General features: G+C 43.0%; 18 protein-coding genes. 11 read left to right on the top strand and 7 right to left on the bottom strand.

All coding sequences use genetic code 11. The annotated features are described in order from the left end of the window. Nucleotides 1-61: 61 nt before the first annotated feature. A complete protein-coding gene (locus B1201_RS05130; protein WP_078192600.1) occupies nt 62-289 on the bottom strand; it encodes an accessory factor UbiK family protein in 228 nt (75 codons plus the stop codon). 278 nt (nt 290-567) lie between these two features. Between B1201_RS05130 and glnK the strand changes: the two genes are divergently transcribed. The 7 genes from glnK (at nt 568) to B1201_RS05095 (ending at nt 6,736) form a co-directional block, all read left to right on the top strand. Beyond that, a complete protein-coding gene (glnK, locus tag B1201_RS05125) occupies nt 568-906 on the top strand; it encodes a P-II family nitrogen regulator (RefSeq protein ID WP_067763174.1) in 339 nt (112 codons plus the stop codon). A 61-nt stretch (nt 907-967) separates the two neighbouring features. Next, the gene (locus B1201_RS05120; RefSeq protein ID WP_078192599.1) at nt 968-2,359 is read left to right on the top strand and encodes an ammonium transporter; all 1,392 of its coding nucleotides are present in this window, start codon (nt 968-970) and stop codon (nt 2,357-2,359) included. A 138-nt stretch (nt 2,360-2,497) separates the two neighbouring features. After that, entirely contained in the window at nt 2,498-2,956 is a 459-nt protein-coding gene (gene nrdR, locus B1201_RS05115; protein WP_067763170.1) for a transcriptional regulator NrdR, read from the top strand. A gap of 36 nt (nt 2,957-2,992) precedes the next feature. After that, nucleotides 2,993-4,096, top strand: a complete 1,104-nt coding sequence (ribD, locus tag B1201_RS05110; protein ID WP_078192858.1) for a bifunctional diaminohydroxyphosphoribosylaminopyrimidine deaminase/5-amino-6-(5-phosphoribosylamino)uracil reductase RibD — start codon at nt 2,993-2,995, stop codon at nt 4,094-4,096. Further along, a complete protein-coding gene (locus B1201_RS05105) occupies nt 4,093-5,385 on the top strand; it encodes a DNA adenine methylase (protein WP_078189462.1) in 1,293 nt (430 codons plus the stop codon). The genes ribD and B1201_RS05105 overlap by 4 nt, the downstream gene beginning before the upstream one ends. Before the next feature lie 33 nt (nt 5,386-5,418). Continuing rightward, nucleotides 5,419-6,078: a riboflavin synthase gene (locus B1201_RS05100; protein ID WP_078192598.1), complete on the top strand. Its 660-nt coding sequence runs from the start codon at nt 5,419-5,421 to the stop codon at nt 6,076-6,078. Between the two features lie 112 nt (nt 6,079-6,190). Next, the gene (locus tag B1201_RS05095) at nt 6,191-6,736 is read left to right on the top strand and encodes a VTT domain-containing protein (protein WP_078192597.1); all 546 of its coding nucleotides are present in this window, start codon (nt 6,191-6,193) and stop codon (nt 6,734-6,736) included. A 62-nt stretch (nt 6,737-6,798) separates the two neighbouring features. Here the strand turns inward: B1201_RS05095 and B1201_RS05090 are convergent, their stop codons facing one another. The 4 genes from B1201_RS05090 to B1201_RS05075 form a co-directional block, all read right to left on the bottom strand. Next, nucleotides 6,799-7,017 (bottom strand): hypothetical protein, encoded by a 219-nt coding sequence (locus tag B1201_RS05090; protein ID WP_078192596.1) that lies wholly within the window; start codon nt 7,015-7,017, stop codon nt 6,799-6,801. A gap of 141 nt (nt 7,018-7,158) precedes the next feature. Beyond that, nucleotides 7,159-7,797 carry a hypothetical protein gene (locus B1201_RS05085; RefSeq protein ID WP_078192595.1) on the bottom strand — a complete coding sequence of 213 codons (639 nt, stop codon included), beginning with the start codon at nt 7,795-7,797 and terminating at the stop codon, nt 7,159-7,161. 39 nt (nt 7,798-7,836) lie between these two features. Further along, nucleotides 7,837-8,244 (bottom strand): DNA polymerase III subunit chi, encoded by a 408-nt coding sequence (locus B1201_RS05080; protein ID WP_078192594.1) that lies wholly within the window; start codon nt 8,242-8,244, stop codon nt 7,837-7,839. Then, complete coding sequence (locus B1201_RS05075; protein ID WP_078192593.1) at nt 8,237-9,685, bottom strand: leucyl aminopeptidase; 1,449 nt, start codon at nt 9,683-9,685, stop codon at nt 8,237-8,239. Before B1201_RS05075 ends, B1201_RS05080 begins: the two co-directional genes overlap by 8 nt. Before the next feature lie 159 nt (nt 9,686-9,844). Between B1201_RS05075 and lptF the strand changes: the two genes are divergently transcribed. The 4 genes from lptF to B1201_RS05055 all read left to right on the top strand — a co-directional run bounded on the left by lptF (nt 9,845) and on the right by B1201_RS05055 (nt 14,880). Then, nucleotides 9,845-10,945, top strand: coding sequence for an LPS export ABC transporter permease LptF (gene lptF / locus B1201_RS05070; protein WP_078192592.1), 1,101 nt, complete (start codon nt 9,845-9,847; stop codon nt 10,943-10,945). Between the two features lies 1 nt (nt 10,946). After that, a complete protein-coding gene (lptG, locus tag B1201_RS05065) occupies nt 10,947-12,017 on the top strand; it encodes an LPS export ABC transporter permease LptG (RefSeq protein WP_078192591.1) in 1,071 nt (356 codons plus the stop codon). 122 nt (nt 12,018-12,139) lie between these two features. Then, nucleotides 12,140-13,687, top strand: coding sequence for a 2,3-bisphosphoglycerate-independent phosphoglycerate mutase (gpmI, locus tag B1201_RS05060; RefSeq protein WP_078192590.1), 1,548 nt, complete (start codon nt 12,140-12,142; stop codon nt 13,685-13,687). 17 nt (nt 13,688-13,704) lie between these two features. Further along, on the top strand, nt 13,705-14,880 hold the full coding sequence (locus tag B1201_RS05055) for a S41 family peptidase (protein ID WP_078192589.1): 1,176 nt from the start codon (nt 13,705-13,707) through the stop codon (nt 14,878-14,880). A 22-nt stretch (nt 14,881-14,902) separates the two neighbouring features. On the opposite strand, the gene B1201_RS05050 is transcribed toward B1201_RS05055, so the two are convergent. After that, nucleotides 14,903-16,330: a sigma-54-dependent transcriptional regulator gene (locus B1201_RS05050; RefSeq protein ID WP_078192588.1), complete on the bottom strand. Its 1,428-nt coding sequence runs from the start codon at nt 16,328-16,330 to the stop codon at nt 14,903-14,905. 19 nt (nt 16,331-16,349) lie between these two features. Next, complete coding sequence (locus tag B1201_RS05045; RefSeq protein ID WP_078192587.1) at nt 16,350-17,915, bottom strand: sensor histidine kinase; 1,566 nt, start codon at nt 17,913-17,915, stop codon at nt 16,350-16,352. Nucleotides 17,916-17,934: the final 19 nt, after the last annotated feature.

Raw genomic sequence — 17,934 nt, 5'->3', positions numbered from 1 at the left:
TGTTCCATTATGGTGCATTATTTTTAATCGTTATGCGTCTTTTGTTGCACTAAAAAGGTGCTTATTTTTTGTTCTGAATTTTTTGTTCGAGTTCTTCGATGTGTTTCAACAATTCATTTAAACGTAAATTGGCATTATTCAGTGCAGTACGTTGGCGTTCGATTTCTTCTTTAGATACGAGATCCATTTTGCTCACAGCTTCATTGAGTAAGCTGCGAAGATTATGTTCGACGTCTTTTTTCGGCTGATCGATTTGTTCTAATATCGCTTGTAGTAAGGTTTCAATCATTGTTTAGACCATCCTCAGTGAATTGGTGGCAGCAGTTTAACATCGCCACATTCATGACCATAGTGCTTTCATTTAAATATGCGTTTAATCGATCAGTAAAATCGTAATTCTTCTAGTAAAAACGTCTATTTTTATAAGCATACGCAAGATTATCCGTATAAAATAGGTTATAAAGAAATCTCATGCTGGGCTGACTATTTTCCCCCGACTGTAGTCATATTGGCATGAAAATTGAACATAAAACCTTACAGGTGAAATAAGCCGAAGGAAAACAAAACATGAAGCTCGTAACTGCAATTGTAAAACCTTTTAAATTAGATGACGTGCGTGAAGCACTCTCTGAAAATGGTGTTCAAGGGATCACTGTCACTGAAGTTAAAGGCTTCGGTCGCCAGAAAGGTCACACTGAACTTTATCGTGGTGCTGAATATGTGGTTGATTTCTTACCAAAAGTAAAAATCGAAATCGCAATCAGTGATGAAATGGTCGATACCGTAATTGAATCAATTACTCGTGTTGCAAGCACAGGAAAAATTGGCGACGGTAAAATTTTTGTAAGCAATCTGGAACAAGTCATCCGTATCCGTACTGGTGAAACAGGTGCAGATGCCGTTTAAAAAATTGGCATGAAGTTTGCTGAGTAGCTAATAACTCAGAAAATCAGGTCGGGGGATACGAATGAAAAAGATGCTAATTGCACTCGGCTTGTCCAGTGCACTTTTAGGTGGTTCTGTTGCGTGGGCTGAAGAAAGCGCAACAGCACCTACAGAAGAAGTCACAGTAGTTGATACTGCAAATACAACAACGCTAAATACAATAGAAGCTGCAGTTCCAGTTGAAGCAGCGCCAGCACCTGCAGAAGAAGAGCCTAAGCTCGATACAGGTGATACAGCATGGATTTTAGTGTCCACTGCACTTGTGTTACTCATGACAATTCCCGGTTTAGCATTATTTTACGGTGGTATGGTCCGTAAGAAAAATGTACTCAGCACCATGGCACACAGTTTTGTTGCGGCAGGTGTTGTGAGCTTAACGTGGGTGATTGTGGGTTATACCTTAGCATTTGGTGAAGGTAATGCCTTTATCGGTAGCTTAGACAAATTTATGTTGTCGGGCATCACCACAGAAGCCTTGTCCGGTACGATTCCAGAGATTCTTTTTGTTATTTTCCAAATGACATTTGCCATCATTACCGTTGCCATTATTAGCGGTTCGATTGCAGAACGTATGAAATTCGGTGCTTTCGTTGCGTTCATCGCAATTTGGAGTGTCGTGGTTTATGCACCAATTACCCACTGGGTATGGGGCGGTGGTTGGTTAGGTAACGACGGTGCGCTTGATTTTGCGGGTGGTACGGTTGTTCACATCAACTCAGGTGTTGCGGGTCTTGTTGCAGCGTACATGCTTGGTAAACGTATGGGGCTTGGTCGTGAATCTATGGCGCCACATAACCTAACTTTAACCGTCATCGGTGCAAGCCTTGTATGGGTAGGTTGGTTCGGTTTCAACGGTGGCTCTGCACTGGGTGCAAATGGTTCAGCTGGGTATGCATTGGTGGTAACACAAGTTGCAGCAGCGGCAGCAGCAGTGGCATGGTTAATTACTGAAAAAGTGGTTCGTGGTAAAGCGTCTGTCTTGGGTGGTGCTTCTGGTGCAGTAGCAGGTCTTGTAGTGATTACACCTGCGGCAGGTTTCGTAACAGTTGGTGGTGCTTTAGCGATGGGTCTGATCGGTGGTGTGGTTTGCTTCTGGGGTATTACTGCGCTGAAACGTGCGTTGAAAGCGGATGACTCTTTGGATGCGTTTGGTCTACATGGTGTCGGTGGTATCGTGGGTGCGATCCTTACAGCATTCTTTGCCAGCGAATTCATCATGGGTGATAAAGCACCGAGCAACTTAATGCATCAATTATGGGTTCAAGTCGAAGGTGTACTAGCGACTATTGCTTACTCAGCTGTGATGACATTCATTATCTTGAAAGTGATTGATCTAGTGATTGGCATCCGTGTTGAAGCTGATGACGAACGAATGGGTCTAGACTTAAGTCAACATGGCGAACGTGTAGAATAATAAGATCACAGTAAATCAATATATTGTGTAAAACAGCCCGAAAGGGCTGTTTTTTTTCCATATCTAGCGTAAAGCTCTACAAATTTCAAAATTTTTGCTACACTCTAAATCCATTCGGATTTGTTCAATTTAACCGCTATGCATTGTCCATTTTGCAACGCTGAAGACAGTAAAGTGATTGACTCACGTCTTGCTGCTGAAGGCTGTCAGATACGCCGCCGCCGTGAATGTATTAGTTGCGGTGAACGTTTTACAACTTTTGAAAGCTATGAAGTGGTGATGCCGCGTGTCATCAAGTCTGATTCAAAGAGCGAACCTTTTGATGAAGCCAAGCTCCGCCGCTCGCTCATGCATGCCTTGCAAAAGCGTCCAGTAACGCAAGAGCAAATTGAAACGGTACTCAGTGATATTCAATTGCAAATTCGCCGTTTGGGTGAACGTGATGTGAAATCACGCACCATTGGTGAAATTGTCATGCAGTCATTGTTTGCTTTAGATCATGTGGCTTATGTACGTTTTGCTTCTGTGTATCAAGATTTCCAAGATGTAGAAGCTTTTCGTCGTCAAATTGAACAAATGCAGCAGCGTGAGCACTAATGCACATCTGCTTCAATTTTTATCATGAGTGATTACATGTCTGAGTTAGATCAAGTGACGTTGCAGCAGCATCAACAGTGGATGCGGCGTGCAATTGCATTGGCACAGCAGGGGCAATACAGCACTCGTCCCAATCCCAATGTGGGCTGTGTGATTGTCAAAGACGGTCAATTGGTTGGTGAAGGCTTTCATCCAAAAGCGGGTCAGCCGCATGCAGAAGTCTTTGCAATGCGTGATGCAGGTGAGGCCGCTCGTGGCGCAACCGCTTATGTGACTTTGGAGCCTTGTGCACACTATGGACGTACGCCACCTTGTGCCAAAGGCTTGGTAGAAGCAGGTGTCGCTCAAGTCGTTGTGGCATGTCCCGATCCCAACCCATTGGTTGCGGGTAAAGGTGTACAAATCCTACGTGATGCTGGCATTGAAGTGATTACGGGTATTTGTCAAGCAGAAGCGCATCAATTGAACTTGGGCTTTTTAAAAGCCATGGCGACGGGTATGCCTTATGTCCGCCTCAAAGTTGCATCGAGCCTGGATGGGCGTAGTGCCATGGCCTCGGGTGAGTCTAAGTGGATAACCGGTTCGATGGCGCGACAAGATGTACAGCATTGGCGTGCGATATCAGGTGCCGTAATCACTGGGATTGAAACGGTATTAGCCGACGATTGCTTACTCAACGTACGTCAGCTCGATGACGCTGTTGACATGCGTAACGTGGTTCAGCCGAAACGTATCGTGCTAGATCGTCAAGGCCGCTTGCCATTAAGCGCAAAAATATTGCAACAACCTGAAACCGTGATGGTCATGGGGCCATATCGTCAGGAACTTGCTGACTTGGGCGTGGTACAATTTGAAATTCAGCCTTTGGCCGATCTGTTAGCAGCATGCGTTCAACAGTTCCAAATTTATGATGTACTTGTGGAAGCCGGTGCGACACTTTCGACCGCTTTCTTACAAGAACATTTGATCGATGAAATGATCAGTTATGTTGCACCGACCTTGTTGGGTCAGTCAGCACGTGCGATGTTTAATGCGGAATTTGACCGCATGGCAGAGCAGCTTCGATTTAAGCTGAAAGATGTCACTCAATTGGGTGATGACATTCGCTTAAGGTTAATCCCTTCTCAAGAGACGCTATGAATTCAGAGTCTACGGTTTATCACAAACGTCGTCATGCGGCTCGTACCACAGACGAATATCTTTTCCATCAGTTGGTTCCTTATTTGGGAAACAAACGCCGTCTATTACATCTGATTTTAGAAGCACTTGAGCAAACGGGAACCTTAAAACGCGAAGATGGTCGTGCGCCGATATTTGCTGACTTTTTTGCAGGTTCGGGTGTAGTGTCACGGTTGGCACGTCAAAACGGCTATCGTGTTATTGCCAATGACTGGGAACCCTACAGCCATGCTTTGAACAGTGCGATTCTCTCTTGTGTTGAAGCACCAGCGTTTAAAGAGTTGGGTGGCTATCAGAAAGCCATCGATTATCTGAACCGTTTGCCAGAAGTTAAAGGTTGGGTGACCCATAACTTGTGTCCACGTAATGATGAAATCTACGATCCTGCACGTGACCGCTTATTCTTTAAACGCCGTAACGGTATGCGTATCGATGCGATTCGTCAGCAAATTGCAACTTGGCAAGCTCAAGGCGCGATTGATGATGTGGAAATGAGTGCTTTATTAGCGCCGTTATTGTATTCAGCAAGTTTTGTCAGTAATACCAGCGGTGTATTTAAAAGCTTCCATCATGGTTGGGGCGGTAAAACCCAAGCGGCATTAGATCGTATCGGTTCTTTGTTATGGCTGACTCCAAGTCGTTTTTGTGAAATTGGTGATCCGAAAAAACCCGCCGCTGAAATGTGGTGTGTCGACGCACAGCATTTGGCTAATCAAATGAGTGGCTTTGAAGTGGATGTGGCTTATCTCGATCCACCGTATAACCAGCACGCTTACAGCAGTAACTACCATGTGTTGAATGCTTTAACGTTATGGGATCAGGTGGATTTACCAACACCAGACACCAAGGGTTTTAAGAGCGGAATCGATCGTGCATGGCGTAAAGAACGTCCAAGTCCATATAATTCTTCGAAGCATGCGAAAGAAGCTTATGAAAAATTATTAGAAACCATCAATGCACGTTACATCCTGACGAGCTATTCAACCGATGGTAATATCAGCGCCACAGATTTGTTACAAGCCAATTTAAAACGTGGCCGAGTAAGCTTATTGACGCAAGATGTACCACGTTACCGCGTGAGTAAGCAGCGTCAGTCTGAACGTGCACGCGTCCTAGAGTTTATTGTCATCACGGATACACATGCCAAATCAGGTCCACCAATCCGTCAGTTGTTGAGTCAATTGCACCATTTTGCAGAATTAGGTGGTGTCGATACCTCTGGCGTGAGCACGCAACTTGATTTGTGGTAAAAATCATCGCCCCATATTTTTCAGGGATTGAACATGTTTACAGGCATTATTGAAAGTCTAGGTAAAGTTGAAAGCATTCAAAACGTGGGTGGCGATGTCCGCTTGCGTATCCAGACAGATTTAGACATGTCGGATGTGCATTTGGGGGACTCGATTGCCACCAATGGCATTTGCTTAACCGTGATTGACTTTGGTAGCAATTGGTATGCAGCTGATGTATCACGTGAAAGTTTAAATCGGACCACTTTGGAACACTGGAAAGCAGGGCAGGCAGTAAATGTGGAAAAAGCCATGTTGCCGACCACGCGTTTTGGTGGACATATTGTCAGTGGTCATGTCGATGCAGTGGGTGAAATCACTCAAGTTCGTTCAGATGCACGTTCAATTTATTTTGAAGTGACCGCACCGAAAGAAATTGCACGCTATTTAGCAGAAAAAGGCTCTGTGACCGTGGATGGTATTAGCCTGACAATTAACCATTTACGTGGCAATGTGCTGAGCTTAAATTTAATTCCGCACACGGCTGAACGAACCAATATCGGTACGTGGAAAGCTGGGGCTAAAGTGAACTTGGAAGTGGATGTTTTAGCACGTTATATTGAGCGTTTATTGCTCGGTGATAAAGCCGCTGAGACCACAGCGCAATCGAAAATTAGCTTAGATTTTCTCGCTGAAAATGGCTTCTTGAAATAAGTTGATACCGAAGAAAACCAAACAGTCTGATTGAAAAATTAGACTGTTTTTTTATTTTTGGTGATAATGCGTCGCGGAATGACATATATGATGAATAATCAGACAGGTGATAATGATTGATTTCTTACTGAATCTGGAACAGTGGTTACCCATGTTATTGGAAAATTATGGTGTGTGGATTTATGCCATTTTATTTCTGGTGATATTTTCAGAAACGGGTTCAGTATTTATGTTCTTCCTGCCGGGAGACAGCCTATTGCTTGCCATCGGCGCATTATGCTCAACGACGGAAGTGGTGCATTTACACACTATGGGGCTGCTGTTATTTGTCGCATCGGTCTTGGGCTACTGCGTCAATTACTACACGGGCAGCGTGCTAGGCATTAAGTACTTTAATAAGCACACACGTTACTTTAAGCCCGAATATATGGTCAAAACCAATAAATATTTTATGAAGCATGGTGGTAAAACGATTTTAGTCGCACGCTTTGTACCCTTTGTACGTTCTTTTGCGCCTTTTGCTGCTGGATCTGCACGCATGAACCTTGGCACATTTATGTTCTATAACGTGCTAGGTGGTTTCATCTGGATTGGATTATTACTCGGTATCGGTTATTTCCTAGGACATACCGTTTCTGCAGTTGCAGATTTGGTCTAAGCCAAACTTAGACATAAAAAAAGCCCACAGTTGTGGGCTTTTTTTATGGAGTAGATGACCACTTAGTGTTTTGTAACGGTCACTACATCAAGGGTTTGAAAAATCGAGCTGTGGGGCGGTTGCTGAATGCTAAAACCACCTTTTTCTGATTCACGGCTGAGATAAACCGAAATACTGTGAAAGTCTGAATGACTCAGCCAAAGATCTTTGGCACGAATGTCCCATTGTTCTCCAGCAGATAGAGAGGATATTTTCTGGGTAATCTGGTGAATGATGTCCATATTGAATTCCCATCTGGATGCATGATTATATTTTTAGGATGCCTGAAGCATTGTATTTTAGGGACAATGCTTCAGCCATATGAACATCATGTTGCAAATACATGTCAGTTTAATGACAGTGACCAGATTTCGATGCACGGCTTAAGATGCTTGGGACGATGTAGATTCTGTCGAAAAATTAGAGTTTTCTAAGATATAGTCAATTTCTTCTTGTGCGGCTGCTTTCAATTTTGCACGGAAATCACTGACGGCCATTTCGATTTGCGTTTCTGCTTCAAGTTCCAAACGCACGCGTACACTTTCGAGTTCTGACAACATCTGTCCTTCGCTCACCGATAAGCTTTGACTTAATCCCGCTAAACCCGTTTCAGGGTTTTTATGATAGCGAGCGGCATAGTGTTGTACTTCACGATTAAGATTATGCTGCATCATGGTGAGCGTTTGCGTTTGTGCAGCAAAGCGTAACTCTTCGTCACGTTTCAGTTGTTCTGCATAGGCTTGTTCAGCTTCACGTTTTTCTTCTAAGGCTTTTTCTAAAGCCAGTTGTTTGCGAATACGAGCATCTTCAATCAGCTGTGCTTTCAAATCTGCATAGGCAGACTCAATTTTGTCAAAAGACACTTGCTGCTGCTGTTGGTCATTGACCAGCCATTGTTGAATGTCTGTACTAGGATTGAGTACATCGCAAACGCGACCAAGGTCATCAATAAAGGTCTGACGAATAGCTTCAGGTACTTTTAACCAGCGCTGTTTAAAGTCTGGACCGACATTCAATGCCATGGTGCACCTCCTTGCAAATAGGGTAAAACCAATATCACGTTAAAGTTTATGGGTCTGCGGTTGAACGCCTAAACGTCGATATTGTTTATATTTTTCACGCCCGATAATTTTAGCGGGTTCGTTATTTTCAATAATTTCGATAATGTGACTAAAACTTGCGAACTGTTCAAGTGCTTGATCGTTAAAATTAAACACAATCCAGTCGGCTTGCTCAGGCAATTGGGCAGAAATACAGACCGTTGCCTCGGGTTGATCGATACCATGGGGAATGAAACCTGTGTGATCGAAACTCCACAGGCGTTCATCAAGTTGTTGCTGTAAGTCTGGGTCAGCACAATGTAGCCAAATACGTACAGGCTGACGCAGGATCTTACGGCATAAACGACAAGTGCTTTCGACTTGTCGTTCAGGACTTTTTTCAAATAAATAAAAGCTAACTTTAGCCATTCGCTTGAGCACGATTCGCTAAAAATTGCATTAATAATGGCACAGGACGACCTGTTGCGCCTTTATTTGCACCTGAGTTCCATGCAGTACCAGCAATGTCTAAATGCGCCCAACGATATTCACGCGTGAAGCGTTGAAGGAAACATGCAGCTGTTACAGAACCTGCTTTGGGACCACCAATGTTGGCAATATCTGCAAATGGAGAATCAAGTTGTTCTTGATAATCTTCAATCACGGGCATACGCCATACGCGGTCAAAGCTGTGTTGACCCGCAGCAGTCAATTCAGCCGCAAGTTCATCATCCGGAGTGAACATACCAGTAAGGACTGAACCCAGTGCTACGACACATGCACCAGTGAGAGTTGCAATATCAATCACCAGTGCAGGGTTAAAGCGTTTTACATAGGTCAAGGTATCGCACAGAACCAAACGACCTTCGGCATCGGTATTTAAAATTTCAACGGTTTGACCGCTCATGGTTGTCACGATGTCGCCCGGGCGAGTGGCATGACCAGACGGCATGTTTTCTGCAGCAGCAATTGCGCCGACCACATGAATCGGTAATTTCGCTTCACACAGCGCACGGATGGTACCCAAAACTGATGCAGAACCGCACATGTCGAATTTCATTTCGTCCATGCCCGCACCTGGTTTAAGTGAGATACCACCAGTATCAAAAGTCACGCCTTTACCAACAAGCACTACAGGGGCTTCTTCACGATTTGAAAGGTATTCGATGGTAATAATACGGCCTGGACGGTCAGAACCTTTACTCACAGCAAGGAAAGCACCCATACCGAGATCAGCCATTTGCTGTTCATCGAGTACAGTCACTTTGAGTTGATCTGGGAATTCAGTTGCAAGTGCTTGAGCTTGTTCGGCTAAATATTCAGGAAAACAGATATTGCCCGGACGGTTACCTAAGTCACGAGTAAAACTTTGACCTGATTGCACTGCAGAAATTAATTCAAGCTGTGCAGTGGTTAATGGACTTTCAGTAGCGATTAAATGGATCTGCTCCAAAACAAATTCATTTTTCTTAGACTTGTATTCATCAAATGCATAAGCCGCTTGCGTCAGGCTAAGTGCAAATAAATAATGTTGTTCTTGTGGTAGGGCAGAGATATCGACACTGATCTGTTTGAATTTTTTTTGTGACGCTTTAATAATGGTTTGTGCAATTTTTGCAAATTTATTGACCTGTAATTCAGCAACTTTGCCGAGGCCTAAAAGTGTGCTGTTACGACAAGCGGCAATGTTCGCCACCAAAGGCAGGCTTTCATTGAGTGCTGCTTTAAATTGAGTCGCTTCAATTAAATTATCTAAATCATTGATTTGATATGAAGTAGCTGCATTTGTAACGTGCTCAGAATCTACTAATATCAACAAATATTGGCTGGACGCATTCGCTTGGAATGACGTATTAATAGAAAGTTTCATGTGCGGTATTTATGCCTTTTTAAATTTATAAACCATTAAACCATTGAAACATTTATATGAATAGAGTTTCAATGAGCAACAAGGGTATAGGTTTTATATTTTCTACATTCGGGTAAACTAACGCTAGTTTTTATTGGCCCTATTTTTGGAAGAATTAATTTGATTATTCGGCGTTATCTGGTCAAGCAAGTGGTGTCGACATCACTGGTTGTGATTGCCTTATTGACCTTGATCATGATGGGTGGTCGTTTGATCAAGTACTTTGGTGTGGCGGCGCAAGGTCGTTTAGATGCAAGTATTTTATTTAGCATTATTGGCTACCGTTTGCCTGAGTTTTTAACTTTAATTCTTCCGCTCGGTTTCTTTATTGGTCTGATGTTAGTCTTTGGTCGTCTGTATGTCGATCATGAAATGGCTGTGCTTAATGGTAGTGGTGTCAGTCGAAATCAATTGTCACGTTTATTGGTGCCGATGACTGTGGTCTTTATGACTGTTCAAGCATTTTTGATGCTGTGGGCGTCGCCTTGGGGCATCCGTCAATTTGAAGCATTAACGACTTCGCAAGCGGTACGAACAGGCTTTGACTTGGTTCGACCAAAAGAGTTTATTTCCTCTGGGCCCTATACCATTTATGCAGGGGACTTGTCAGAAGACCGTAAAAACTTAAAAGATATTTTCTTTTATCAGCGTGCAGAAAAAGAGGGTAAGCCTGATGTCATTATTTTGGCAAAAGAAGCGACCCGCGTCGAAGTGCCCGATGACAATGCCAATGTCGTTGATTTAGTTGAAGGTCGCCGTTACGAAATCTATCCGGGACAACCGCGCTATTCTCAAGCAGAATTCCAAAGTTATCGTTTACGTTTAGAAAATGATAAAGAAGCAAAATTTGAAAGTACCGAAGTAGAAGCTTTACCTACCTCGAAGTTATGGGATAACCGTAATGATCCTGTGGTTGCCAGCGAACTCGGTTGGCGGATGTTTGTGCCGTTCGCTATTTTGGTGGCGTTATTACTCGCTACCGCTTTGTCTGAAGTGAGTCCTCGTCAAGGGCGTTACCTGAAACTGTTCCCAGCTTTACTTATTTTTGCCAGTTTAATCGTAGCCTTAATGGCGATCAAAACGCGGATCAGTAAAGATGAAATGGGGATTTGGGCTTATCCACTGGTCTTAGTGATTTACGGCATTGCAGCAGCATTGTTCTCGCGTAAACAAAAATTAGCGCCCAAAATTAAGAAACAAATTCAGCGAGTGAGGTCTTAAAATGTTGGCACGTCGTATAGTTGCAAAACATGTGACCAAAACTACTGCTTTAGCCATGCTTGGTGCGACCGCGGTATTGGCTGGCTTACAAGTGCTTTTTACTTATTTAGGTGAATTGGGCTCGCTGAAAGAAGGCTATAACGCATGGAATGCTTTGCAGTATGTGTTATGGAGTTCACCGAATTATTTATATGAAATTTTACCGATTTCAGCCTTGATTGGCGCGGTACTGGGTTTAGGGACTCTAGCTTCAAACAGTGAATTGATTGTCATGCGTTCGGTCGGAATCAGCCTTTGGCGGATTGTGGGCTGGGTGATTCGTTCGGCACTCATTTTGGTGGTTTTATCCTTTGCATTAAGCGAATGGGTCATTCCCTATACCAATGAACAAGCCAAAAGCGTCAAAAGTCACCGCACTGCGGCTGAGTTGGGTGAAGTCAAAGGCTATTGGTCGCGTGAAGGTCAGCGCTTTATTTATATTGACTATGCCAATTCGCAAGGTCAAATTAAAGATGTTCAGGTTATTGATTTTGATGAAAAATATCGTTTGCGAGGCACTTTGGATGCGGAGCAAGGGAATTTTGTCAAAAATGGTTCTTGGTCGCTGCAAAATTCAACCCAAGTGGATCTATTAGCGACGGGTGATGCTGTAGCGAAGCAAAATGCTGAACAACCGCTTTCATTGGCCTTGCAACCCAAATATGTGCATATGGTTACCATTGACCCTGAAGACCTATCACCGAGTCAATTGGTGAGCTTTATGAGCTATATGCATGAATATAGCCAAGTCCCGAAAACTTACCAATTGGCGTTTTGGCAAAAGTTTGGTTCGCCCTTTGCTTTAATTGCCTTGGTGGTGATTGCTTGTTCATTTATTTTTGGACCTTTACGTCAACAGTCGATGGGTTTCCGCTTGGTGATTGCCTTATTTGCTGGACTGGGTTTTTACTACTTACAAGATTTCTTGGGTTATGCAAGTTTGGTGTACGCGCCATCGCCTGCATGGTTCGTCTTTATACCAATTATTTTGATGTTTGTAGCGGGTGGCTACTTGCTGCATCGCGCACGTTAAGTGCATGCAAGATTGAGTAAAACAATGTTGATGACCTAGATAAACCATGGTTGTCACATAGAGTCTTCACCGAAAATTCGGTAAGATAGTATGATTAATTTATAAACGAAAGAGTGTTCATTATGACGGATGCAACTGCTGGCAAAATCCCACACGTATTGGTAATTATGGATGGTGTGGGTCATCGCGAAGCGGTCGAGGACAATGCCTTTTTAGCAGCAAAACGACCAAACTTGACTGCAATGCAGGAAAAGCATCCGCATGGATTGATTTCAGGCTCTGGCGAAGACGTTGGTTTACCTGATGGACAAATGGGTAACTCTGAAGTGGGCCACATGAACCTTGGTGCAGGACGTGTGCTGTATCAAGACTTTACTCGTATTACCAAAGATATTCGTACCGGTGCATTCTTTGAACATGATGTTTTAGTTGATGCGGTTGAAAAAGCCAAAGCTGCCAATGGTGCAGTGCACATCATGGGCTTATTGTCTGAAGGTGGCGTGCATTCACATGAAGATCACATTGTGGCGATGGCTGAATTGGCATTAAAACGCGGTGCAAAAGTTTATCTTCATGCATTCCTTGATGGTCGTGATACACCGCCAAAAAGTGCACAACCTTCGCTTGAAAAATTAGATGCACTGTTTGCTCAGTATCCGGGTCAAGGTCGTATTGCCACCATGATTGGTCGCTACTTTGCAATGGATCGTGACAACCGTTGGGATCGTGTTGAGCAAGCCTATCGTCTTTTAACTGAAGGTGAAGCAGTGCGTACAGCAGCGACTGCTGTTGAAGGTCTAGAGCAGGCTTATGCTGCTGAAGAATCAGATGAATTTGTGAAAGCGACGCGTATTGGTGATTTAGCACCGATTCAAGATGGTGATAGCGTTGTCTTCATGAACTTCCGTGCTGACCGTGCGCGTGAAATTACCAAAGCATTTGTGGAAAAAGATTTTGCAGGTTTTGAACGTAAAGTGGTTCCCGCTTTATCAAAATTTGTCATGTTGACACGTTACCAAGCGACAATTGATGCACCTGTGGCTTATATGCCAGAAGCGTTGCATAACTCGATTGGTGAATACCTGTCTAATTTGGGTAAAACACAACTTCGTATTGCTGAAACTGAAAAATATGCACACGTGACCTTTTTCTTCAGTGGTGGTCGTGAAGATGAATATCCGGGTGAAAAACGTATTTTGATTCCATCACCAAACGTTGCGACCTATGATTTAAAACCAGAAATGAGTGCTTATGAAGTCACTGATGAATTGGTTGCCGCAATTAATTCAGGTGAGTACGACTTACTGGTGGTGAACTATGCCAATGGTGATATGGTTGGCCATACCGGTGTGTTTGATGCAGCAGTCAAAGCGGTTGAGGCTGTAGACACGTGCTTAGGCCGTGTATATGAAGCTGTGATGGCAAATAAAGGTCACATGCTCGTGACTGCCGATCATGGTAACGTAGAGCAAATGCAGGATTACCAAAGTGGTCAGGTGCATACTCAACATACCACTGAACTTGTACCGTTTATCTATGTTGGCCCGACCAATGCAACAATTGCAGAAGGTGGTGTTTTGGCTGACGTAGCGCCGACACTTTTAACGCTTATGCACATTCCTGTACCAACAGAAATGCAAGGTCGTAACTTGATTACTCTTGAAGCTTAAAATGTAAGGAAGCATGAATGACTAAAGCACACTGGACGTCAGTTGTAAGCCTTACAGCCTTGCTGCTGTGTTCTAGTCATTCGACATGGGGAGCCGACAAAGCAAAGTCGGCTTTCGATGAATTTGATGGCAGCTATGAACAAAGTTATGCCGAAGTACCTGTCGAATCGATCCAACAATTTGTTCAGATCTATGGCATTGTCAAAGAAAATTATGTCGTTGAAAAAAATGACGATGCATTATTCCAACAAGCCATCAAAGGCATGGTCAGTGGTTTAGACCGTTATTCACGATATCTTTCACCTGAAGACTATAAGCAGCTTTTGCAATACACCGAAGGGGATATTGCGAGTGTGGATTTCAATTTGCGCTTTGATGCAGGTCTACAGCAATGGGTCATCACCAATTTAAAGCCTGATGCCGATTCAGCAAAGTTAGGTCTGAAAAATGGCGCAGCGGTGTTTAAAATTGATGATCAAGAACTCAAAAAACTTAATCAAGATCAAGTGCGACACCTGCTCACAGGCAGTATCGGCTCGACGCTGAATCTACAGCTGATAACTGCAAGTCAACCGGTCAATTTGGTCAGAAACACTAAAGTTGAAACAGATATAGAATCTAAATTATTAAATAATCAGGTTTTAGTTTTACACGTTAAAGTTTTTCAACAAGATACTGCCAACGAAATAAAGCGTTTAATTGAAAGTCATGGCTCACGTGTCAAAGCTGTATTGTTTGATTTAAGAAATAACCCCGGGGGGTTACTGTCCGCAGCAGTGGAGTCTGCCGATTTATTTTTGAATCAGGGCATTATTGTGTCGACTCGAAGTCGATCTGAAGGTGACCAACAATTTCAGGCTTTACCGAGTTTTGAATTTCAAAATATGAAAGTTGGTATTTTAATCAACAATCGTTCTGCTTCTGCCGCAGAGGTCTTTACCGCAGCATTAAAAGAGCATAAACGTGCATGGGTAGCGGGTGAGAAAAGTTATGGTAAAGGTGTGGTTCAAAAACTATTTCCATTGAGTAATGGTGCGGCTTTACAAATGACTGTGTCGCAATATCTGACACCGAATGGCAAAATGATTGAAGGAATTGGAGTGCAGCCAGACTATAACTATCCGCTGCAACATGATGCACGTGAAGATCACTATGTCGATCATGTTGCAGAGTTATTGCTGAATCAAAAATAAACAGCAATACGCTTGAAAACTTTTACTCTTCGTCTTCAGTATCTAAGCCGAATTTTTTCAAACGATAGCGCAATGAGCGGAATGACATACCTAATTTTTTTGCGGCAAGGGTTCGGTTCCAGTGAGTCAAATTCAACGCATTCATGAGCACTTCTTTTTCGATATTTTCTAAAAAGAGTTCTAAACCTTCTTCAGGTAGTTTACGAGGAACCACACTCTGTTCGTTGCTGTTTGCAGCAAGCTGTGCAGAATCATTCGTTGTTGGAGCGGAATTGAACTGAGCACTCGGTTGTCTTAATGGCGCACTTTGCAGATGTTGAAGATCAATTTGCTCATCATCGCAGAGGGTCATGGCACGTTCGATAATATTGCGGAGTTCACGGACATTACCCGGATAATATTGGTTGAGTAGGAAGTTTTTCGCTCGTTCAGTCAGAGGCTTAGTGGCAATTTCCCATTCATGGCTAATTTTTTGAATAAAATGTTGTGCCAATAAGAGGATGTCGTCGCCACGTTCACGTAAGGCAGGCAACACTAAATCCATCACATGGATACGGAAGAATAAATCTTGGCGGAATCGACCTTGTTGGACGAGCGCTTCTAAGTCCTGATGACTGGCACTGATCACACGGAAATCAACATCAATTTCACAGTCTGAACCTACGGGGCGAATACGTTTTTCCTGTACCGCACGTAGCAGTTTAACTTGCATGGCTAAAGGTAATTCGGCAATTTCGTCCAGAAATAAGCTACCGCCATGTGCAGATTGAATCAGACCTTGCTTGTCTTGGGTGGCACCACTAAAGCTGCCTTTTTTATGGCCAAAAAGTTCACTTTCCATTAACTCTGTGGGAATTGCCCCACAGTTAATAGCAATAAAGGGCCCTTCATTACGGTTGCTTAAACGGTGAACCAGATTGGCTACGACCTCTTTACCCGTACCAGATTCACCCGTAATAAAAACAGGTGCTTGTGAACGTGCAATTTTCTTTAGAGTTCGACGCAATTGCTGGATTGGAAGCGATTCACCAATCAACATTTTATGTTCTAAAGCATCTTGCGAAGTAATGTCTTCGGCCAATGGCTTATTCAGGGCTTTTTGTAGCAGTTGTTCAAGATGTTTGGGATTGATCGGTTTGCTGACAAAGTCGAAAGCTCCCGCCTTTAATGCGGCAATGGCAATGTCCATGTTGCCATAGGCTGTTAGCACAGCAACAGGCAGGGTAGGACAGTGCTCATTCATCCAATCTAAGAGCTGTAGACCATTACCATCGGGTAAGTTGAGATCGGTTAGGCAGGCATCGTAGCTATAGGTAGACAAGGCTTTTTTAGCTTCGTCGAGGCGATGTGCAACATGTGTTTTAACCCCCATCCTTGATAAAGACATTTGCATCAGCATACATAAGTCTTCTTCGTCATCAACTAACAATACCAGTGGTTGTGAATCCACAGTTTTCCCCTAAAAACAATTAAATAACAGCTTGTAAGCACTCAATCCTAAAGCAAGCTCCCTGTTTTTGTTCTACATAGGAAAGCTGTGCTTGATTCGCTTCACAGAAGCTATGAGCAAGATATAATCCTAAACCAGTTCCAGTAATTTCGGTACTAAAAAATGGTTGAAATAACTGTGTGCGGTTTTGTAAAGCAACCCCATTGCCGAAATCTCGGACATCGATCTGGACTTTTTTCTGATCCGTCCGCGCTACCACTTCGATATACGACATGTCCGGATTGTTATGGCGAATGGCATTACGAATTAGGTTGATTAAAATTTGTCTGAACTGTGCCTCATCAAAATCAATCAAGGTTTTGGCTTGCACATTGAGCCGAATATTCTGTTGAATGTCTGCCAGATCTTCTTGCAGGAACAGCGGTAAAAATTGTTCTAGATTTAGACGAGTCGGATGGGTTTCCTTATTACGCACCATATTTAGGGTGTCTTGAATAATTCGGTCAATCCGCACCGCTTGACGTGAAATCATATGATTCAACATGTGCTGTTGTTCGGTATCACTTTGCGGATATAAATCATTGGCATGCACAATCGCCGCTAAGGGATTGCGAATTTCGTGAGCAATACTGGCGGAGAGTTGACCTAAAGCGGCTAATTTTAATTGTTGCACTTGCTGATTGAGTTTTTGTGCATCTTGTAAAATCAGCAAGGTCAGCATTTGATGCGGCACAACGAGTTTTTGTACGAGTACCTGAATGTGGTATTGGCTTTGTTGCGATTCAAATTGAAATTTTTCCCCGCTTTTTAAATCTTCAAACTTGAGTAATTCAAATAAGTCGGGCTGCGTGGTATACAGTGGATATTGATCATGATGATAAGAATTTGGCATGCCGAGTAAATGGCAAGCAGCAGGATTACTCAGTACTACATGACAGTTTTCATCCAATACTAAATAGCCCGTGTCAATCTGCTCTAAAATATAGCGATTAATGTTTTGTAGCCGATGGAGCTCTAAGGATTGCGAAAAATTCAGATTTTCCAATAACTGGAAACGTTTCACGGCAATTTGCGCACTGCCATACACTACACAAAATAAAAAAGCCAAAATCGCACTGTTGGTTAAATTTTTAAGTGAGGTAAATTCAAGAATTGAACCTAAAAACAGTTGATATACTACACAGATCACAGCGATGAGGGTGATGACCAAGGCTTTTTGGGCATCTAATAATAGGGACGCTGCAAAAATCGTAATCACAAACAGCAAACTCAAATGTAAATTGGGTCCATCGATGGCTAAGGTCAGTAAGCTCAGCGAAATGACATCTACAATGAATAACAGCAGTAACTGGTTTGGAATACGGACTTTGAAACGTCCAAGTGACATGAATTGAATGCTGGTAAACAGCAAATAAATCGTCAATACATATAGATATAAACGTGGGTATTCATAATCTGAAGTGAATTGAGTGTAGGTCAGTAAAAAGACCAGTAACAGACAGGCACTGATGATAAAGCGATAAGCACTGTACCAAAGGCCCAAATGATACTGGTTCAATTCACTATGAATTGAACGCTGTGTCATAAGTAACAGGATATACGTT

The sequence above is a fragment of the Acinetobacter sp. ANC 5600 genome, from assembly GCF_002018395.1.
GTDB classification, from domain to species: domain Bacteria; phylum Pseudomonadota; class Gammaproteobacteria; order Pseudomonadales; family Moraxellaceae; genus Acinetobacter; species Acinetobacter amyesii.
This window is presented reverse-complemented; position numbering and strand designations above follow the sequence as displayed.

What these genes read in the sequence shown, in the direction of transcription:
- B1201_RS05100 (WP_078192598.1), top strand. Translation starts at nt 5,419, where the DNA reads ATGTTTACAGGCATTATTGAAAGTCTAGGTAAAGTTGAAAGCATTCAA.
- glnK (WP_067763174.1), top strand. Translation starts at nt 568, where the DNA reads ATGAAGCTCGTAACTGCAATTGTAAAACCTTTTAAATTAGATGACGTG.
- B1201_RS05075 (WP_078192593.1), bottom strand. Translation starts at nt 9,685, where the DNA reads ATGAAACTTTCTATTAATACGTCATTCCAAGCGAATGCGTCCAGCCAA.
- B1201_RS05055 (WP_078192589.1), top strand. Translation starts at nt 13,705, where the DNA reads ATGACTAAAGCACACTGGACGTCAGTTGTAAGCCTTACAGCCTTGCTG.
- B1201_RS05120 (WP_078192599.1), top strand. Translation starts at nt 968, where the DNA reads ATGAAAAAGATGCTAATTGCACTCGGCTTGTCCAGTGCACTTTTAGGT.
- nrdR (WP_067763170.1), top strand. Translation starts at nt 2,498, where the DNA reads ATGCATTGTCCATTTTGCAACGCTGAAGACAGTAAAGTGATTGACTCA.
- B1201_RS05090 (WP_078192596.1), bottom strand. Translation starts at nt 7,017, where the DNA reads ATGGACATCATTCACCAGATTACCCAGAAAATATCCTCTCTATCTGCT.
- B1201_RS05085 (WP_078192595.1), bottom strand. Translation starts at nt 7,797, where the DNA reads ATGGCATTGAATGTCGGTCCAGACTTTAAACAGCGCTGGTTAAAAGTA.
- B1201_RS05130 (WP_078192600.1), bottom strand. Translation starts at nt 289, where the DNA reads ATGATTGAAACCTTACTACAAGCGATATTAGAACAAATCGATCAGCCG.
- B1201_RS05095 (WP_078192597.1), top strand. Translation starts at nt 6,191, where the DNA reads ATGATTGATTTCTTACTGAATCTGGAACAGTGGTTACCCATGTTATTG.
- lptG (WP_078192591.1), top strand. Translation starts at nt 10,947, where the DNA reads ATGTTGGCACGTCGTATAGTTGCAAAACATGTGACCAAAACTACTGCT.
- gpmI (WP_078192590.1), top strand. Translation starts at nt 12,140, where the DNA reads ATGACGGATGCAACTGCTGGCAAAATCCCACACGTATTGGTAATTATG.
- B1201_RS05080 (WP_078192594.1), bottom strand. Translation starts at nt 8,244, where the DNA reads ATGGCTAAAGTTAGCTTTTATTTATTTGAAAAAAGTCCTGAACGACAA.
- ribD (WP_078192858.1), top strand. Translation starts at nt 2,993, where the DNA reads ATGTCTGAGTTAGATCAAGTGACGTTGCAGCAGCATCAACAGTGGATG.
- B1201_RS05105 (WP_078189462.1), top strand. Translation starts at nt 4,093, where the DNA reads ATGAATTCAGAGTCTACGGTTTATCACAAACGTCGTCATGCGGCTCGT.
- B1201_RS05045 (WP_078192587.1), bottom strand. Translation starts at nt 17,915, where the DNA reads ATGACACAGCGTTCAATTCATAGTGAATTGAACCAGTATCATTTGGGC.